The 17571-nt window shown below is 63.4% G+C and carries 17 protein-coding genes; 15 read left to right on the top strand and 2 right to left on the bottom strand.

Annotated features, from left to right (window positions below; all coding sequences use genetic code 11):
• Window positions 1-37: 37 nt before the first annotated feature.
• Together RNA01_RS19540 and RNA01_RS19545 are read right to left on the bottom strand one after the other, a co-directional pair.
• Window positions 38-301 (bottom strand): tyrosine-type recombinase/integrase, encoded by a 264-nt coding sequence (locus RNA01_RS19540; RefSeq protein ID WP_268906702.1) that lies wholly within the window; start codon window positions 299-301, stop codon window positions 38-40.
• Window positions 302-546: 245 nt separating this feature from the next.
• Window positions 547-1407: a helix-turn-helix domain-containing protein gene (locus RNA01_RS19545; RefSeq protein WP_147181834.1), complete on the bottom strand. Its 861-nt coding sequence runs from the start codon at window positions 1405-1407 to the stop codon at window positions 547-549.
• 171 nt (window positions 1408-1578) lie between these two features.
• Between RNA01_RS19545 and RNA01_RS19550 the strand changes: the two genes are divergently transcribed.
• The 15 genes from RNA01_RS19550 to ribB form a co-directional block, all read left to right on the top strand.
• The gene (locus RNA01_RS19550) at window positions 1579-2511 is read left to right on the top strand and encodes a 3-carboxyethylcatechol 2,3-dioxygenase (protein ID WP_268906703.1); all 933 of its coding nucleotides are present in this window, start codon (window positions 1579-1581) and stop codon (window positions 2509-2511) included.
• 83 nt (window positions 2512-2594) lie between these two features.
• Complete coding sequence (locus RNA01_RS19555; RefSeq protein ID WP_147181836.1) at window positions 2595-4088, top strand: 4-hydroxyphenylacetate 3-hydroxylase family protein; 1494 nt, start codon at window positions 2595-2597, stop codon at window positions 4086-4088.
• 17 nt (window positions 4089-4105) lie between these two features.
• The gene (locus tag RNA01_RS19560; protein WP_147181837.1) at window positions 4106-4975 is read left to right on the top strand and encodes an alpha/beta fold hydrolase; all 870 of its coding nucleotides are present in this window, start codon (window positions 4106-4108) and stop codon (window positions 4973-4975) included.
• A gap of 25 nt (window positions 4976-5000) precedes the next feature.
• Complete coding sequence (locus RNA01_RS19565; RefSeq protein ID WP_210245783.1) at window positions 5001-5555, top strand: flavin reductase family protein; 555 nt, start codon at window positions 5001-5003, stop codon at window positions 5553-5555.
• Entirely contained in the window at window positions 5552-6349 is a 798-nt protein-coding gene (locus tag RNA01_RS19570; protein WP_050475431.1) for a 2-keto-4-pentenoate hydratase, read from the top strand. The genes RNA01_RS19565 and RNA01_RS19570 overlap by 4 nt, the downstream gene beginning before the upstream one ends.
• Window positions 6346-7287 (top strand): acetaldehyde dehydrogenase (acetylating), encoded by a 942-nt coding sequence (locus RNA01_RS19575; protein ID WP_147181838.1) that lies wholly within the window; start codon window positions 6346-6348, stop codon window positions 7285-7287. The genes RNA01_RS19570 and RNA01_RS19575 overlap by 4 nt, the downstream gene beginning before the upstream one ends.
• Before the next feature lies 1 nt (window position 7288).
• Window positions 7289-8323 carry a 4-hydroxy-2-oxovalerate aldolase gene (gene dmpG, locus RNA01_RS19580; RefSeq protein ID WP_147181839.1) on the top strand — a complete coding sequence of 345 codons (1035 nt, stop codon included), beginning with the start codon at window positions 7289-7291 and terminating at the stop codon, window positions 8321-8323.
• Between the two features lie 127 nt (window positions 8324-8450).
• A complete protein-coding gene (locus RNA01_RS19585; RefSeq protein ID WP_147181840.1) occupies window positions 8451-9056 on the top strand; it encodes an NADPH-dependent FMN reductase in 606 nt (201 codons plus the stop codon).
• A 3-nt stretch (window positions 9057-9059) separates the two neighbouring features.
• Entirely contained in the window at window positions 9060-10331 is a 1272-nt protein-coding gene (locus tag RNA01_RS19590) for an LLM class flavin-dependent oxidoreductase (RefSeq protein ID WP_147181841.1), read from the top strand.
• A gap of 78 nt (window positions 10332-10409) precedes the next feature.
• Complete coding sequence (locus RNA01_RS19595; RefSeq protein ID WP_170253559.1) at window positions 10410-11312, top strand: transporter; 903 nt, start codon at window positions 10410-10412, stop codon at window positions 11310-11312.
• A gap of 65 nt (window positions 11313-11377) precedes the next feature.
• Entirely contained in the window at window positions 11378-12256 is an 879-nt protein-coding gene (locus RNA01_RS19600) for an MBL fold metallo-hydrolase (protein WP_147181843.1), read from the top strand.
• Window positions 12257-12307: 51 nt separating this feature from the next.
• A complete protein-coding gene (locus RNA01_RS19605) occupies window positions 12308-13045 on the top strand; it encodes an SDR family oxidoreductase (protein ID WP_210245785.1) in 738 nt (245 codons plus the stop codon).
• Between the two features lie 374 nt (window positions 13046-13419).
• Complete coding sequence (locus tag RNA01_RS19610) at window positions 13420-14454, top strand: TRAP transporter substrate-binding protein (RefSeq protein WP_170253561.1); 1035 nt, start codon at window positions 13420-13422, stop codon at window positions 14452-14454.
• Between the two features lie 2 nt (window positions 14455-14456).
• Complete coding sequence (locus RNA01_RS19615) at window positions 14457-16334, top strand: TRAP transporter large permease subunit (protein WP_147181845.1); 1878 nt, start codon at window positions 14457-14459, stop codon at window positions 16332-16334.
• Window positions 16335-16513: 179 nt separating this feature from the next.
• A partial coding sequence (gene ribB, locus RNA01_RS19620; protein WP_147181846.1) for a 3,4-dihydroxy-2-butanone-4-phosphate synthase occupies window positions 16514-17571 on the top strand: 1058 nt, incomplete at its 3' end.

The following is a 17571-nucleotide window of genomic DNA, read 5'->3' on the forward strand; positions in this document are numbered from 1 at the left end:
ATTGTCGGCATTTCCGATCACATTCCTCCGCATTATTTCAGAGCGTGTCGAGCCAGGCGAGCACACTTGCATCGCGCTTCCAAGATGGCTGGCCGGCGGGTGTGGTTGGAACGGCGACCTTTTCCAGGGCTTTCCGTTTTGTTTCCAGATTGGCCCTGGCATAGTGGTTGGTCGTGTCGAGGCTCACGTGGCCGAGCCAACTTCGAATGACCGTAACGTCGACGCCCGCCGAGATGAGGTGCACGGCGGTGGCGTGCCGGAAGGCGTGTGGCGTTGAATTGCAGGATCGTAAGCGTTTCATCTGGCGTGGGTGTGTCGCTCGTTGCGGCTGGCGAATGTCGTTTCTTGCGCGCTGGTTTCAAAAATGCGGGCCTCGGCGATAATCATCGCTCTCCTATACCGCATTCACCCAACTCCGGCACCTGCCACACAAATCCTCATGCTCCCCTTATTGCAGAAATACCCACGGAGCCCCAACATCATCATGGTGCTCAAAGCCCACGCCAAATCCTGATGTTCACCAATCGTTCTTCAACTTGGCCAAAATCACAGATTCGAGCCGATAGGGCCTATTGAGAGCTTTTCGAGTCCGACTCTAAGCCCTGTGCTGGACATCGCGACCCCCATTAGTTGTTCGGCACGTGCGATCATGTCGCGCAGGGGGCGTAACAAGGTCATTCCAGCTTCGTCGGGTGCCATCGCGTTGCGGAAGAAAACTATGTTAACGGCACCGATCGGTTTCCGCCCTATGCGCACGGGCAAAGCTATGGCACTGAATTTTGCTTCAACCAGCCCTTCCGATACAGCGTAGCCGCGAAGGTGCACTTTTTCGAGTTCCTGGTTGATCCGTACCGAACGCGCGCGATCGGCAGCGTCAAGATTGCCGACCCTTTGAGCGATTTCAATTGTTTTGTTGAGATTCTCAATATTAAGCGAGCTCAGATATGCCATCCCTAGCGCCGAGCGAAAGAGCGATCGGGTCTTGCCTATCAAACGGCGATGGACAGAAACCGGGCTGTATTTGTGACTGGATGCCTGGATCACCATATGACCTGCATTGAAGCTGGCGAAGTCGCTTGGCCACATTATCTGTTCAGTCAGTTCGCGAAGTGTCTGCGACATCACCTGGACGGCAATATCCTCGTGACGTACGCCGTCGCCGAGTTCGAGGATACGATTGGCGAGTGACATCGTGCCATCCTCGGCGCGGCGCTCCAGATAGCCCTTGAGTTCGAGCGTGTGAATCAGCCGGTAAGTAGTGCCGCGGTCAATGCCGGTATAGTTCGCCAGTTGACCGACGTTTGCCCAGCCAAGTTCAGAAACCGCCTCGAGCAAATCCAAGGCGCGCGAAACGGCACGAATCTCCCGGTAAGGGGACTCAGAGCTACTTTTAGAGGATTTTGGCATGGGCACCTCGTGTTCATGTGGTGAACATCATGGCGATTTTAGTTGAGGGGTGTCAATATTTCCCTCACTGATTTCGTGGTCGAGCGATGGAAGTTCATTCGATGGCGGGCGCTGGCACCGATCCGTGACGCAAGGTTGAGGCGGATGCCGAAGGACAGGAGGCGAACAGAAATGATCGTGGGAAGTGTTTGCATGTCGCACAGTCCAATCATGGACCGCAACCGTGCGGGGCCAGACGCAGAGAAGCGGTTCTGGTCGGCGATCGAGAAGGCGGCCGATTATGTGGCCGAGGCAGACCCGGATCTGGTAGTGCTGTTCCACCCCGACCATGTGAACGGCTTCTTCTACAAGCTCCTGCCGTCGTTCTGCATAGGGATCGAGGGAGTTTCGGTAGGCGATTTCGGCACCGTGGCGGGCAAGCTCGACATTCCCGAGAACCGGGCCATGTCCTGCGCCGAGCACGCGCTGAAGGAAGGCGTGGACGTTGCGGTCTCGTACCGGATGGATGTGGATCACGGCGGGGCGCAGCCGATCGAATTGCTGTCGGCCAAGATGCCGCTGACGCGGATGATCCCGATCTTCGTGAACTGCGCCTTGGCACCGCGGCCGACAATGGCGCGGGTGCGCGCCCTGGGCGCGGCGGTGGGCCGCTGGGCGGCCGCGTGCCCCGAAAGGGTGCTGATCCTGGGCTCGGGCGGGCTGTCGCACGATCCGCCGATTCCTTCGCTGGCGACGGCGACGCCCGAGGTGCGCCAACGCCTGATCGACGGTGGCCCGCTGCCCCATTCGGCCCGCATGACGCGACAGAACAACGTTCTGGGCGAGGGGCCGCGCTACGCCGCCGGGCAGTCGAAGCTGCTGCCACTCGACACCGACTGGGACAAGCGGCTTCTCGACGGTTTCGCGTCCGGCGACCTGACCGTGCTGGACGGTTCCGACGACGAGACGATCACCAGGACTGGCGGACGCGGCGGGCACGAAGTGCGCTGCTGGGTCGCCGCGCTGGCGGCTTTGGGCGAAGGCTACCGCTCGGATGTTCTGTTCTACGAGCCAATTCCGGAATGGCTGACGGGCATGGGCATAATGACGGCCACGCCGGCCTGACGCCATCGGTTTCAACCAGACGGCCAGCACGCGTGGCAAAAGCCATGAGGCGCGATCGCCGACACAAAAAGCAGGAGTACGAAATGGGAGTTCGCAACGGACAGCAATTTATCGACGGGTTGAAGGCCAATCCGCGCGATGTCTGGATAAACGGCGAGAAGATCGGTGATGTGACCACTCATCCTGCCTTCTCGCGGATCGTGCGCCAGTTGGCGCGGCTTTACGATGCGCAGGTGGACCCTGCCACCCGCGACAAGCTGACCTATGTGGTCCCCGAAACCGGGGATCGCGCGGGCATGGCCTTCATGCCGGCGAAGACGGCCGCCGACCTGCGCCGGCGCCGCGAAGCCTATTATCACTGGGCGTCCATGAACTTCGGTTTGATGGGCCGCTCGCCCGACTTTCTTAACGTCAGCCTGCTGGCCTTTGCCGAGGCGCGCGAGATTTTTGGCCGCGCTGGCCAACGCTATGCGGACAACGTCCTGAAATACTACGAGTACATCCGCGACAATGACCTCTTCCTCAGCCATGCGCTGATCACCCCGCAGAACGACCGCACCAAATCTTCGGCCGAACAGCAGAATCTGCACATGCGGGTGGTGAAAGAAACCGCCGAGGGTATCTATGTGAAAGGCGCGCGGATGGTGGCCACGCTCGGCGCCGTGGCCGACGAGATGCTAATGTACTGCCTGCCCGGCATCCCGGAAAGCGACGCTGACCATGCCCTGGCATTCGCAGTGAAGGTTTCCGATCCCGGCATCCGCCAGATCTGTCGCGAGCCTTACGCACTCGATGGCCAGCGGTCGGATTTCGACCATCCCCTGTCGAACAATTTCGAGGAGAACGACTCGCTCCTGATCTTTGACAACGTCTTCGTTCCTTGGGAGCGGGTGTTCATGTATCGTGACATCGCGCTGAACAATGCGCTTTATACCGAGACGGCGCTGCGCAACTACTCGGCGCATCAGACCAACACCCGCGCGCTGGTGAAGATGCAATTCGCCGTGGGCGTGGCCATGGCGGTGGCGCGCTCGATCGGCGCGGACAAGTTCCTGCATGTGCAGCGGATGCTGGGCGAGGCGCTGATTGGCGTGGAGTTCCTCAAGAGCGGCCTGGTCCGTTCGGAGGTCGAATGCGAGCCCACGGCCTACGGCACCGTGCGGCCGGCGCTGCCGCCGCTTCAGGCCCTGCGCACCTTCCTTCCGACAGCCTATCCGAAGGTGGTGGAAGCCATCCAGACCGTGGCTGCTGGCGGGTTCATGATGATGCCCTCGGGGGCGGATTTCGCCGCGCCTGACCTCGCGGGGGACACCGATCTTTACTACAAGGGTGCCGGCGGGATGTCTTCGCTCGACCGGGCGCGGCTGTTCAAGCTCGCCTGGGATCTTTCCGGCGAGGCCTTCGGCACCCGGTTGCTTCAGTACGAGCGGTACTATGCAGGGGACCCGGTTCGAACCACCGCTTCGAACTACCTCCAGGTGCAGGATGACGAGATGATGCGGCTGGTGAACGAGGCGCTGGCGATGGCCGGCGATCCCGAACCCGCACGCAAGCTTTTTTCTGACGCGGCCGAGTGATCTGATCGGAGGACAAGATGACCAAATCTCAACACGCATCCATCTGGACCGACCTGACGCGGACGGCCTTCACTCAGGGCTATCTGGACGCGGGCGGCATCCGCACCCGCTATCTGGCAGCGGGTGACGAGGGCCAGCCGTTGCTGATCCTGATCCACGGCACCGGCGGCCACGCCGAGGCCTACAGCCGCAACCTTGCCGCCCATGCCGAGCATTTCCGCACCTATGCGATCGACCTCGTGGGCCACGGCTGGAGCGACAAGCCGAAGCTGGATTACGAGATTGCCGACTACGCGCGGCATGTGATCGCAGTGATCAAGGCGCTTGGGCACCAGAAGGCGCATATATCGGGAGAAAGCCTTGGCGGCTGGGTGGCCGCCTGGATGGCCGTGCATCATCCCGAATGGGTGGACCGCGTCGTGCTGAACACCGCCGGTGGCTGGACTGCCTATCCCGAGGTGATGGAACGGATTTCGCGGCTGACCATGGAGGCCGTGACCGATCCCTCGCCGGTGCGGATCCGCACCCGACTGGAATTCTTGATGCAAGACCATTCGAAGGTGAACGACGATCTGGTCGAGGTACGCCGGGCGATCTACTCTCAGCCCGGCTATCCCGACATCATGAAGCGAATTCTGTGTCTGCAGCAGATGGATATCCGTCGCCGCAACATGTTCAGCGCCGCAGACAGCGCCAGCATCAAGGCTCCGACCCTGGTTCTTTGGACCTCGCACGATCCGACCGCAGCCCCCGAAGAGGGCCGCAAGATCGCCGATGCCATCCCCGGCGCGCAGTTTCATGTGATGAACGAATGTGGGCACTGGCCACAATTCGAGGACCCGGAGACCTTCAACCGCATCCACCTCGACTTTCTGTTGGGGCGCTGAGCCACCGGCCATCAAAGAGAGCCACATGATAACGATTCACACCCAGCCCCCCGGGCGCAGCGCGACCGATACGATGCCCCCCCTTGCGTCAGCCGCGTTTCGCGATGCCTTGGGCCACTTCGCCACGGGCATCACCGTGATGACGACGCTGGATGTAGAGGAGGGCCGCTACGGCGTGACGGCCACCTCGTTTGCCTCGCTGTCGCTCGACCCGCCGCTTGTGCAGTGGAGCCTGCGGAACGCGGCCTATTCCCTGCCGATCTTCCAACGATCGGGGCATTTTACGGTGAATATTCTGGCCGCCGATCAGGAGGCCGTATCGCGCCGGTTTGCCACCCCCGGCGTGGACCGCTTCGCCGGCCTCGACGTGGAGGAGGGGCTGGCGGAGATGCCGCTGATCGCCGGAGCCGCGGCCTGGATCGAATGCGCCCTTGAGACGACGCTGCCTGGGGGAGACCACACGATCCTGGTGGGTCGGGTGCTTCGGGCACGCACCTTTTCAAAGACGCCGCTGCTGCACTGGCGCGGCGGCTATCTGCCGATCGAGAACGATCCGCACGCCAAGGGAGGCACCGCATGAGTGATCGCATTTCCGAGATGGCCGAGGTGCTGGTGCGCGCCCGGACCGACCTGAAACAGATTCCGCCACTGCGCGAGAGCCATGGTCTGAGCACAGTGGCTGACGCCTACGCGGTGCAAACAGCGGCGAACCGCCACTGGCTGGAGCGTGGGCGGCGCCTGGTCGGGCGCAAGATCGGCCTTACGTCGCCGGCGGTGCAGGCGCAGATGGGGATCGACCAGCCCGATTTTGGCATGCTCTGGGCCGACTACGCCTTCACCGAAGGTGAGGTGGTGGACACCCGCCGCTTCATGCAGCCGAAGGTCGAACTGGAACTGGCCTTCGTGATGGACCGCAGTCTGGATGACCCACAGGCGCCAATGACCGAACTGATCCGTCGCGTGGCCTATGCTGCGCCCTCGCTGGAGGTGGTAGACTCTGCGATCCGCGACTGGGACATCCAGCTGGTGGACACGATCGCGGACAACGCCTCGGGCGGGGGGTTCCTGCTGGGTCTGGGTATGCGTCGGCTAACCGACCTCGACCTGCGGCTTTGCGGGGGCATCCTGTCGCGCAACGGCAAAGTCGTCTCGCGCGGGCTGGGTCTGGACTGCATGGGCAGCCCGCTCAACGCTGCGCTGTGGCTGGCGCGTCGCATGGCCGAACTGGGCGAGCCGCTCAAGGAGGGCGACGTTGTCATGTCGGGGGCCTTCGGGCCCATGGTCCCGGTGAAGCCGGGCGAGGTCTATCTGGCCGAGATTGCCGGGTTCTCGCCGATCCAAGTGAGTTTCGACGACGGGAAGGCGGGAGCATGAGCGGAAAGATCAAGGCCGCGATCATCGGCTCGGGCAATATCGGCACGGATCTGATGATCAAGATTATGCGCAATTCGAAGTTGCTGGAAATGGGCGCGATGGTCGGCATCGACCCCCAGAGCGACGGCTTGGCCCGCGCCGACCGGCTGGGCGTCGCTGTCACCCACGAAGGGATCAAGGGGCTGACCCAACTGCCCGTCTGGCCAGAGATCGGCATCGTCTTCGACGCCACCTCGGCGGGCGCGCACCCAGGCAACGACGAAATCGTGCGCGGTGCCGGCAAGATCATGATCGACCTGACCCCGGCGGCGATCGGACCCTACGTTGTTCCCGTGGTCAACATGGACGATCACCTCGACCAGACGAACATAAACATGGTGACCTGCGGCGGGCAGGCCACGATCCCGATCGTGGCGGCGGTGTCGCGGGTGGCCGAGGTGAGCTATGCCGAGATCGTCGCATCAATCTCGTCGCGTTCAGCGGGACCCGGCACACGCGCCAATATCGACGAATTCACCGAAACCACTTCGCGCGCGATTTGCGAGGTCGGCGGGGCGAAGAAGGGGAAGGCGGTAATCGTCCTCAACCCCGCTGAGCCGCCGCTGATCATGCGCGACACGGTCTATTGTCTGGCCAAGACCACAGACCGCGAGGCGGTGCGCCGCTCGATCGAGGCGATGATCGCCGAGGTGCAGGACTATGTGCCAGGCTACCGGCTGAAGCAGGACATCCAGTTCGAGACCATCGGTGACAATGCCGCAGTACGCATCCCCGGCGTGGATGACCGTGCCACAGGGTTGAAGGTGAGCGTGTTTCTCGAGGTGGAAGGCGCCGGCCACTACCTGCCGAAATATGCTGGCAACCTGGACATCATGACCTCTGCCGCGTTGAAGACCGCCGAGCGGCTCGCGCAGCGGATGTTGGCGGAGGCTGTGTGACATGACCGATTCCGATAAGACCCGGATCTACGTGCAGGACGTGACCTTGCGGGACGGGATGCACGCGATCCGCCACCGCTATACACTGGATCAATGCGTGGCGATCGCCACGGCGCTGGACCGGGCCGGCGTGGCGGCGATCGAACTCAGCCACGGCGACGGGCTGGCCGGATCGAGCTTTGCCTACGGCTTCGGTCGGCACACCGACCTGGAATGGATCGCCGCCGTGGCCGACAAGCTGGAGAATGCGGTGCTGACGGCGCTGCTGGTGCCGGGGATCGGCACCATCCACGACCTTCAGGCTGCCTATGAGGCCGGGGTGCGGTCGGTGCGCGTAGCAACCCATTGCACCGAAGCGGACGTGGCCGCCCAGCACATTGCCCACGCCCGGAAGATCGGCATGGACGTTTCGGGCTTTCTCATGATGTCGCACATGATGGGGCCGAAGGATCTGGCCCGGCAGGCGCAACTGATGGAGAGCTACGGCGCCCATTGCGTCTATGTCACCGACTCGGCCGGCGCGCTGCTCATGGATGGCGCCCGCGAGCGCATCCGCGCCTATCGCGACGTGCTGAAGCCCGAAACCCAGGTGGGCATCCATGCCCACCAGAACCTGTCGCTCGCGGTGGCCATTTCGGTCGTCGCTGTCGAGGAGGGGGCCTACCGGGTCGATGGCTCGCTGGCTGGAATGGGTGCGGGAGCGGGCAATACGCCGATCGAAGCCTTCGCGGCGGTAGCAGATCGGTTGGGCTGGGAGCATGGTTGCGATCCCTTCGCGCTGATGGATGCCGCCGACCGGCTTGTGCGCCCGATCCAGGACAGACCTGTGCAGGTGGACCGCGACACGATCGCGCTTGGCTATGCCGGGGTCTATTCCAGCTTCCTGCGCCATACCGAGACCGCAGCCAAGACCTACGGCCTCGATTCCCGCGACATCCTGGTCGAACTGGGACGCCGCAAGATGGTTGGCGGGCAGGAGGACATGATCGTGGACGTGGCGCTGGACCTGCTGCGCGCGCGCAAGGATGTGGAGTGATTGTTCGCTGGGTGAACAAAAGTAAATTAGGCTATTTCCAGTGATACATAACCGAATAAGTTCTCGGTGCCGTTGCCGACCGAAAGAAGGTGGCGCGCGACTGGGAACCGGGGGAGGATATCCTTTAATGAAGGCTGGTACTGTACGCCCTTTGATTGTCGGGGTGGGTGGAAGTTTACGCATGCAATCAACCGGGCAGAAGGCGCTGGCCCATGTGCTGGCGCGCGCTGCGGAACGCGGAGCGCGGACCGAGTTGATCTCGGGGCCGGCGCTCGACCTGCCGCTCTACTCGCCCGATACCGCCGAGCGCAGCGAAGCCGCCGCGCGCCTGGTGGCGCTGATGCGCGAGTGTGACGGGGTGGTGATCTGCTCGCCGGCCTATCACGGCTCGGTTTCGGGGCTGGTGAAGAATGCGATCGACTATACCGAGGACATGAACCGCGATGCGCGGGTGTATTTCGACGGGCTGCCGGTGGGCTGCATCGCCTGCGGCGCCGGCTGGCAGGCCGCCGGGCAGACGCTGGCGGCACTGCGCGCCATCGCCCACGCGCTGCGCGGCTGGCCGACACCGATGGGCGGAATGATCAATTCGACCCAGCACGTCTTCGATGCCGAAGGCACCTGCGTAGACGCTTCGGTGCGCTTCCAACTCGACACCATTGCCGATCAGGTGACCGAATTCGCGCTGCGGAAGGCGCGGGTAGAACAAGCTCAAAGCACAATGGGAGGATAGATTATGCGATTTGGAGCGTTTCTCTTGCCGGCCTCGGCCGCCAAGCATGACGAGTTGAAGAACGAGAAGTACCCGGGCGCCAATCCGACCTACTACCAGCGGACGTTGAACGAGCACGCTCGTGTGATCAAGCAGCTGGAAGACCTCGGCTTCGACTTCGTGGCCTTTTCGGAGCACCACTTCCACCTAGAAGGCTTGGAGATTTCGAACAATCCGATCCTTCTGGGCGCCTGGGCAGCGGGTTTCACCAAGCGTATCCGCATCGGCCAGATGGCCACCGTGCTTCCTGCACGCAATCCAATCCTTGTGGCCGAGGATCTGGCGATGCTGGACCATTTCTCGGAAGGGCGGATGTTCGCGGGCTTTGCACGCGGCTACCAGTCGCGGCATGTGACCACCATCGGCCAGAAGAACGGCGCCGTGGCGACCTTTGCCACCGATCCTGACTACGCTACCAACGATGCCCGCAACCGCGAGCTGTTCCAGGAAGCCTATGACGTGATCAAGGGGCTGCTGAACAACACTACCTTCTCGTACAAGGGCAAACACTGGCAGGTGCCGCCCGACAATGTGAAGTGGGATCACCCGAAGACCAAGCTTCTGGCACCGGACATGGTCGAGGGCGACATTCTGAAGAAGATCGGCATCGCGCCGAACACACTTCAGGATCCGTCAACCATCGAGGTGATGGTGCCCTTCACGCTCAGCCCCAACACCATGCGCTGGTCCGCGCAGGAGGGGGCCTGGCCGATCGTCTTCAGCCCCATCGACGAGATCCTGCGGTCGTGCCTGGACGCCTATCATTCCGAGGCGGTCAAGCGTGACCCGAACATCAAGTGGGGCCAGAACGTGGGCCACTTCCGCGATATCGTCGTGGCCGATACCGACGAGGAGGCCTTCAACATCGGCAAGGACGCGCTGGGTTACATCTGGACCGGCTGGCATGATCACTTCGGCTTCAACGAGGCGCTCCGCCGTCCGGGCGAGACGGGGCCGATCCCCAACACCTATGAATCGATGGTGGACCGCGGCTACGCCATCTGCGGCACGGTGGATACCGTGGCCCGCAAGTTGGAGAAGGCGATCACGACCTACGGCATGGAAATGCTGGTGCCGTGGATCGGTGTGGGTCCGGGCCCGGTGGACAAACTGCTGCGTTCGAACGAACTGCTGGTGGAAAAGGTGCTGCCGAAGATCGGGATCAAGCTCGAACAGCGCAAGCCCACCTTCCGCAAGGAACTGCGCGAGCCCACCTGGCGCGACCGGCCGCTCTAAGACGGCCCTGCGTCGTTAACATTTCCCTGCGGCGCCGGCCTGAAAGGCGTCGCAGGCGATGAACAAATGAAGGGGAGGATGACGTTGAAACGATTTTTCGAGAATGCCCTGCGCTGCACGGTCCCGCTACTTTCGATGGCAACGCTAGGGCCGCTGGGAGCCGGCGCGGCGCTGGCTGCCGACGCACAGCCGCGCGACTTCATGCCGGCACCGGCGGGAACCCATCTTGGGTTGCTCTATTATCTCCACGGTTCGTCCGACACCTTCGTAGACTCCAACGGCGACGAGGTTCCCGGATCAGGACTCGACACCAATATCGGCATCGCCCGCTACGTGTATTTCTTTGATGTCGGCGACATGCGGGCCGACATCAACGTGGTGCAGCCTTTCGGCGGCCTGAGCGACATGTCGATCGGCGGCGCGCCCCTCGCCAGCGACGACTTCAGCCTGGGCGATACCTCGATCGTGGCCACGTTCTGGCCTCTCAACGATCCAGAGAACAACCGCTACTTCGCGGTCGCCACCTACCTGACGCTGCCCACCGGCGAATACGACCCCAACGTGGCCAGCCTGGGCTCAAATCGCTGGGCGGTGACGGTACAGCCTGCCTACTACTTCAACATCGCCCCGAAATGGTCGGTGGACGTTGTCGGCGACGTGACCATCTACGGTGATAACGACGACGGGCCGGGGGGCATAACGATCGAGAAGGATCCAAATTTCACCGCGCTTAGCTGGCTGAACTACCATGCCAGCGACGCCACCACCGTTTCCTTCGGCGTCAGCACCACGTGGGGCGGCGAGGAGACCTGGGGAGGGGTTGACCGCGGTGACAGTCAGGTGACCACCCTGCGGTTAGCTTGGTCGCAGATGCTGAACCCCACCACCCAACTTGTGACCGAACTGAGCACAGATGTCGATGCTGAGAACACCTTCAAGCGCGACTTTGGGGCTCTGCTTCGGCTGGCCAAGTTTTTCTGACCACGCGATCATGAGGGGATCCGTCTCCTCGCGGCAACACCCTGACCCGACCGGAGGAGACGCGAATGGCTAACGATCAGACAATCCGGCAAGTGCCGGGCCTTTACCGCAGGCGTGTGGGCGACTTCGTCGTGACGGCGGTGAATGATGGCATCGTTCCTATCCCGGCCGAGGTGATGGTTGGCATGGCGCCCGAGGAGGTGCAGAAAGCCCTGGCAAGCCGCTTCCGGCCTGCCGACCCTCATGTGACCATCGGCACCTATCTGGTGGAGCACGGCGGGTCGCGCACGCTGGTGGATACTGGCTCGCGCAATCTGATGGGACCGACGCTGGGCAAACTGTTGAAGAACTTGGCAGTTCTCGGCGTGATCCCCGATCAGATCGACCGGATCGCGCTGACCCACCTTCATCCCGACCACGCCGGCGGGATGCTGGACGACGAGGGCAAGGCGGTCTTTCCCAGGGCCGAGGTGTTCATCTCGTTGGACGAAGAGAAGTACTGGCTGGGAGGCGAGCCGCCGACCGACGCGCTGGGAATTTCGGCACAGGTCAACTCCTATGCATCGCAGTTGCGCAAGGTCTACGGCGACCGCTGGCACGCGATCGGAGAGGAAGAGGTGATCCCCGGGATGCGAAGGGAGGCGCTGCCGGGCCACACGCCAGGACACAGCGGCTATCACATTTCGAGCGGCACGGACGAGTTGCTGATCTGGGGCGACATCACTCATGTCCCTGTGGTGCAGATTGCCCATCCCGAGGTCGGGTTGGCCTTCGACGTGGATGTGGAGCAAGGGCGCGCCACGCGGCGGCGTATTCTCGACCGCATTTCCGCCGACAGACTTGCCATCGGCGGAATGCACCTGGAGTTCCCGGGCTTCGGCCATGTCGTGCGCAACAGCTCGGGCTACGAATATGTGCCCGATCTGTGGATGCCCGAAATCTGAACCCAGGTGCGACGGGCACGGCGGATTCCGCCGTGCTGAAAGGAGGCGGCGATGCTGAAACAAGGAACGGCGACCCACGCAGGACGTGGCGGTCGAGTTGCGGTGGTGACGGCGGCAAGCACGGGCATCGGACTCGGCGCTGCCCGTGCATTGGCCGCGCGCGGCTGGTCCCTGGTGCTGATGTCGCGCTCGGAGAAGATCGAGACGGTGGCGGCGGAACTGGGCGCCATGTGGCTGCGCGGCGACGTGACGAGCGAAGACGACATGGCGAGGCTGGTCGCCATGGCACTGGATCGCCATGGCCGGATCGACGGCGCGGTGATCAACACGGGCCACCCGCCCAAGGGCGATATTCTGCAGATTGCGGACGAGGACTGGCACAAGGCGATAGAGATCGTGCTGATGCCCACGGTTCGGGCGCTGCGGCACCTTGCCCCGGTTTTCGCCCGGCAGAAATCCGGCGCGGTCGTGTCGGTATCGAGCTACACGGCGCGCGAGCCCGAACTGACCTATCCGCTGTCGGCGGTGTTCCGCGCCGCGCTGGCGAGTTTTCTGAAACTCTGCGTGGCGCACCACGGCGGCGAGGGATGGCGGATCAACGCGGTGCTTCCCGGCTTCGTGGACAATTATTCCGCCACGCCCGAGGCGCTGGCGAAGATTCCGATGGGCCGCTACGCGGCGGTCAAGGATGAACTGGGCGCTACCATCGCGTTTCTCCTGTCGGAGGAGGCGGGATACATCACCGGCCAGGGTCTGCTTGTGGATGGCGGCCTGGTGCGGGCGATCTGAGGGGAATGGGGCAGACGAGTGTCGCAGGCAAGGGGACCTCAACTGCCGAGGGGAGGCAATGAACACCAAGCGGCATCGCGTGTCCGGTTCGGGTGGGACTGCGCGCGCGTGCATGCTGTTCACCTTCAGATGACTGGCACAGCCGATGCGCCCCTCAGTCTGCTGAACGGGAAGGGAGCGGGCGCGCAGGTGCCGGTCGATTGTGCCTTTGCGACGCTGATCGCCGTCGTTGATGGATGCCTGCCACATACGCCCCATAGGCGATGACCATTGCCCACAGGGAACGGTTCGGTCCGAATCTTTCCTTTCAAAGCTTCGTCACAAGCAAGCACTGCAACCCTGAATCTCAAACTGGCTTTAGAATGGAGATGGTCATGCTCTTAGTCTCAATCCGCCGCACGATCGCAGCAACCTTCTGTTTCGCGGGTCTGACTGTTGCGACAACCGCCCTCGCGCAGGAGATTACCTTGCGCTTTGCCAGCTTTCCCGGTCCGACCAACTTTCTCAACACCAGCCTCTTCATGCCCTGGTTCAAGAAACTGGAAGACGAGTCGGGCGGCAAGCTCAAGGTCGAGTTCCTCATGGGCGGCTCGGCGGCAGCGCCCGCAGAAGTGTTCGACTCGGTCGAAGCCGGCCTTTTCGACATTGGCTGGAGCATCACCTCGTACAATCCGGGCCGTTTCGCCGCCGCCGGCGTCACCGAACTTCCGCTGCTCGCCTCTGGCTCCTCAGAATCTTCGGCAGCCATCGCCGCGCTTTACGACAAGGGGCTGATCGATGGCTTCGATAATGTGAAGGTCATCGGCATCGCCACCGCCGACATCGCGCGCCTGCACCATGCGGACGAGATCTCTGGCCTGTCCGACTTCAAAGGCGCCAAGGTGCGCGCCGCCGGCAACGTGCTTTCGGCGATGATCACCGCCACAGGCGCAACGCCGGTGGGAATGCCAGCACCCTCTATCGCGGAAGCCCTGTCCAAGAACGTCGTTGATGCCGCGGCTGCCGACTGGTTCGCTGTCGAAGGTTTTTCGCTGCTCGACGTTACCCGCAGCCATGTCGATATCCCGCTCGGCACCACTGCGATGTATGTGGTGATGAACCAGGCCACCTACGACAGCCTGCCGCCCGAAATTCGCAAGGTGTTCGACGACAATCCGCCCTCTGCCTTCGCCGCCTTCTGGGGAGCGGGCCTGGAGAAGGAAAGCCTGCGTGTCCGCAGCGTGGTGGAAACAACGCCGGGCCATCGGATCATCACACCAACCGAGGGTGAACTGGCCGAATGGGGCGTGGCCGCCGATGGGGTGATCGCCGAATGGGTCGAAGCCACGCCCAACGGGGCCGCCGTCCTTGAAGGCTACCGGGCCGAACTCGAGACCTACCGGTCGGCACACAAGACGCCGGGGCCCTGAAGATGACGAGCAGACTTGCCGTGCAGGCTGAACGCGCAGCCAACCTTCTGGCCAATCTGGCCGGGATCCTGCTGCTCGGCCTCGCCCTAGCCTTCACGGTCGATGTCCTGCTGCGCTGGACCATCTCGGCGCCGATCCTCGGCCTCTACGAGGTTGCCGAACTTAGTTTCGCCGTGGTCATGGCACTGGCGCTGGTCTGGACGAACATGCGGCAAAGCCATGTCTCGATGGGCATCCTCGGCCAGATCACCGGCGAAGCCGCGCCACGCCTGGTCGCGGCGGCGCTGGGGCTTGGGGTGTCCTGCCTCTTCGTGTGGTTCCTCGCGCGCTACGCGGGGGCCAAGGCGGGTAACGGCGAGACATCGCTGGTGCTGGGGCTGCCCAAGGGCCCGTTCTGGAGCGCGGCGGCAGTGGCGATGGCGCTGGCCACGCTGGCACAGTTGGCGGTCTTCCTGTCCGAACTGACCAGCTATCTTCAGCGCCCGGCGCACCGGCTGCGCGATTTGGCGCCGCCGGGGCTGATGGTGGTCGCCGCACTGGCGCTGCTGCTGGTCACCGCGCAATACGCCCCGGTGCTGGGCGCGGGGCCGAAGATCCTGGCATCGTTCGTCATCCTCTACCTGCTGGCGCTGGCCCATGTACCGATCGGCATGGCGCTGGCGATAGCGGGCCTCGGTGCCGTGTTTCTCCAGATGGGGATGCGCCCGGCGCTGCTGGTGGGCACCAACAACCTTGTCGGAAGCCTCGCCAGTGTCGATCTGGCAGCGGTGCCGCTGTTCCTGATCATGGGCAATCTTGCCGTCGCCGCCGGATTCGCCGACGACATCTTCACCGCCGCCGCTTCGGTCTTCGGCAGGGTGCGCGGCGGTCACGCCCTGGCCACCGTGATCGGCTGCGCCGGCTTCGGCGCGATCAGCGGCTCTTCGGTCGCCACCACCGCCACGCTGGGCGGCGTCGCATTCCGGGAGATGGAGGCGCGCGGTTACGCGCCGGGGTTCTCGACCGGCAGCATCGCTGCGGGCGGGACGCTCGGCGCGCTGATCCCGCCCTCGGTGATCCTGATCATCTACTGCGTGATCGCGGAAGTCTCGATCGCCAAGTCGTTCATGGCCGCGATCGTGCCGGGGGTGCTGGCCCTGGTCCTCTATATCATCTCGATCCTCATCCAAGTGCGGCTTCGCCCCGAACTGGCGCCCGCGCCCGATGGCACCGAGAGCTTTGCACCCATCCGCGCCCTGCGCATCGCCTGGCGGCCGCTCGTCCTGTTCCTTGTCGTGCTGGGCGGGCTCTATGGCGGCGTCTTCACCGTTCAGGAGGCAGCGGCGGTCGGTGCCGGTTTATCCTTCGTGGCCTGGCTTGTTTCGGGCCGCGCCTCGGTGGCGGGCCTGTTCGTGGCGCTGCGCGACGCCGCAGGCACCAGCGCCGGGCTCTATATCCTGATCGTCGGTGCCAACATCTTCGGCAGCCACCTGAACTTTGCCGGCATGGCCCAGGCGTTGGCGGCGGTCATCAACCCCGAGACGATGCCCGTCTGGGCGGTGCTGACGCTGCTGGCCGTGATGTACCTGGTGCTTGGCAGCATCTTCGACTCGGTGGCCGCGGTGGTCATAACCGTGCCCTTCGTGCTGCCGATCATCCTCTCGATGGAACTCGATCCGATCTGGTGGGGGATCGTGACGCTGACCATCGTCGAGATCGGCATGATCACCCCGCCGATCGGGATGAACGTCTTCGTGATGAAGGTGGTCGTGGGCAATCGTGTTTCGCTTTACACGATCTTCCGCGGGGTGATGCCCTTCCTGGCCGCCGACCTGGTTCGAATGGTGCTGCTGATCGCCTTTCCGGCCATCTCGCTCTGGCTTGGCGGGGTGCTGGGATGAGCGTGATGCCCCGCCCCCGATTCCGGGGCACATCTCGACCGGCGAATTCCAGGAGGCGCTGTCCGCCCTGCTCGGCAAATGGCGGCTGGATTCTTCTGTGGAGGCTGTTCCATTGCCAGCCATTTCTTAGGAAGCGCGGCCAAACGGGCTGCCTAAAATAGATTCTAGGGATTTCCGTCATGAGCTATGACCAGAGCCGCGTCGTCGACGCCATCCGCGCCTTCGAGGCCGGCGAAATCGTCGTCGTTACCGATGACGACGACCGCGAGAACGAAGGCGACCTGATCGTCGCCGCTGTCCACTGCACCGCCGAGAAGATGGCCTTCATCGTGCGCCATACCTCGGGCATCGTCTGCGCGCCCATGCCGAAGGAGGAGGCCAAGCGCCTCAACCTCAACGCCATGGTCGCGGAAAACGACAGCGCCCACACCACGGCGTTTACCGTGACCGTCGACTTCAAGCACGGCACGACGACCGGCATTTCCGCCGAGGACCGCACACTCACCGTGCGCAACCTCGCCAACCCGAATGTTGGCCCGGCCGATTTCGTCCGTCCCGGCCACATCTTCCCGCTGGTCGCGCGCGAAGGCGGCGTGCTGATGCGTTCGGGCCATACGGAGGCCGCCGTCGATCTCTGCAAGCTTGCCGGCCTGCCGCCGGTCGGCGTGATCGGCGAACTGGTCAACGACAACGGCACCGTCAAGCACGGACCGGAGGTCTTTGCCTTTGCCGAGGAGCACGGGCTGAAGCGCGTTTCCGTCGCCGATCTCATCGCTTATCGCCAGCGCAAGGAAACGCTGATCCAGCTCGCCTCAAGCTTCAGCATCGAAACGCCCTATGGGCCGGCCAAGGCGCATGCCTATTCCCTGCCCTGGGATCCGATGCAGCATCTGGCGGTCGTGTTCGGCGATATCCGCGACGGCGTCGACATTCCGGTGCGCCTGCATCTGGAGCATGTCGCCAAGGATGTGTTCGGCAAGGACCGCCAGATCGACGACATCATGAAGAAGATCGCCGAAAAGGGCCGCGGCGTCATCGTCTACCTGCGCGAAGGCTCGGTCGGCGTCGGGGTGTCGACCACGGCCCGCGCCGGCCTGCACGAACGCGAGGCGCACGAGCAGGCCCAGGCCCGCGAGAGCGAATGGCTGGAAATCGGCCTTGGCGCGCAGATCCTCAAAGACCTCGGCGTCAGCTCGATCCGCCTCTTCGCCTCGCGCGAACGCCACTATGTCGGGCT

It is taken from the genome of Paenirhizobium naphthalenivorans (assembly GCF_007992095.1).
Classification (GTDB): Bacteria; Pseudomonadota; Alphaproteobacteria; order Rhizobiales; family Rhizobiaceae; genus Allorhizobium; species Allorhizobium naphthalenivorans.

Excerpts from the sequence above, each read along its gene's own strand:
- RNA01_RS19540 (WP_268906702.1), bottom strand. The coding sequence starts at position 301 with ATGAAACGCTTACGATCCTGCAATTCAACGCCACACGCCTTCCGGCAC.
- RNA01_RS19545 (WP_147181834.1), bottom strand. The coding sequence starts at position 1,407 with ATGCCAAAATCCTCTAAAAGTAGCTCTGAGTCCCCTTACCGGGAGATT.
- RNA01_RS19550 (WP_268906703.1), top strand. The coding sequence starts at position 1,579 with ATGATCGTGGGAAGTGTTTGCATGTCGCACAGTCCAATCATGGACCGC.
- RNA01_RS19555 (WP_147181836.1), top strand. The coding sequence starts at position 2,595 with ATGGGAGTTCGCAACGGACAGCAATTTATCGACGGGTTGAAGGCCAAT.
- RNA01_RS19560 (WP_147181837.1), top strand. The coding sequence starts at position 4,106 with ATGACCAAATCTCAACACGCATCCATCTGGACCGACCTGACGCGGACG.
- RNA01_RS19565 (WP_210245783.1), top strand. The coding sequence starts at position 5,001 with ATGATAACGATTCACACCCAGCCCCCCGGGCGCAGCGCGACCGATACG.
- RNA01_RS19570 (WP_050475431.1), top strand. The coding sequence starts at position 5,552 with ATGAGTGATCGCATTTCCGAGATGGCCGAGGTGCTGGTGCGCGCCCGG.
- RNA01_RS19575 (WP_147181838.1), top strand. The coding sequence starts at position 6,346 with ATGAGCGGAAAGATCAAGGCCGCGATCATCGGCTCGGGCAATATCGGC.
- dmpG (WP_147181839.1), top strand. The coding sequence starts at position 7,289 with ATGACCGATTCCGATAAGACCCGGATCTACGTGCAGGACGTGACCTTG.
- RNA01_RS19585 (WP_147181840.1), top strand. The coding sequence starts at position 8,451 with ATGAAGGCTGGTACTGTACGCCCTTTGATTGTCGGGGTGGGTGGAAGT.
- RNA01_RS19590 (WP_147181841.1), top strand. The coding sequence starts at position 9,060 with ATGCGATTTGGAGCGTTTCTCTTGCCGGCCTCGGCCGCCAAGCATGAC.
- RNA01_RS19595 (WP_170253559.1), top strand. The coding sequence starts at position 10,410 with ATGACGTTGAAACGATTTTTCGAGAATGCCCTGCGCTGCACGGTCCCG.
- RNA01_RS19600 (WP_147181843.1), top strand. The coding sequence starts at position 11,378 with ATGGCTAACGATCAGACAATCCGGCAAGTGCCGGGCCTTTACCGCAGG.
- RNA01_RS19605 (WP_210245785.1), top strand. The coding sequence starts at position 12,308 with ATGCTGAAACAAGGAACGGCGACCCACGCAGGACGTGGCGGTCGAGTT.
- RNA01_RS19610 (WP_170253561.1), top strand. The coding sequence starts at position 13,420 with ATGCTCTTAGTCTCAATCCGCCGCACGATCGCAGCAACCTTCTGTTTC.
- RNA01_RS19615 (WP_147181845.1), top strand. The coding sequence starts at position 14,457 with ATGACGAGCAGACTTGCCGTGCAGGCTGAACGCGCAGCCAACCTTCTG.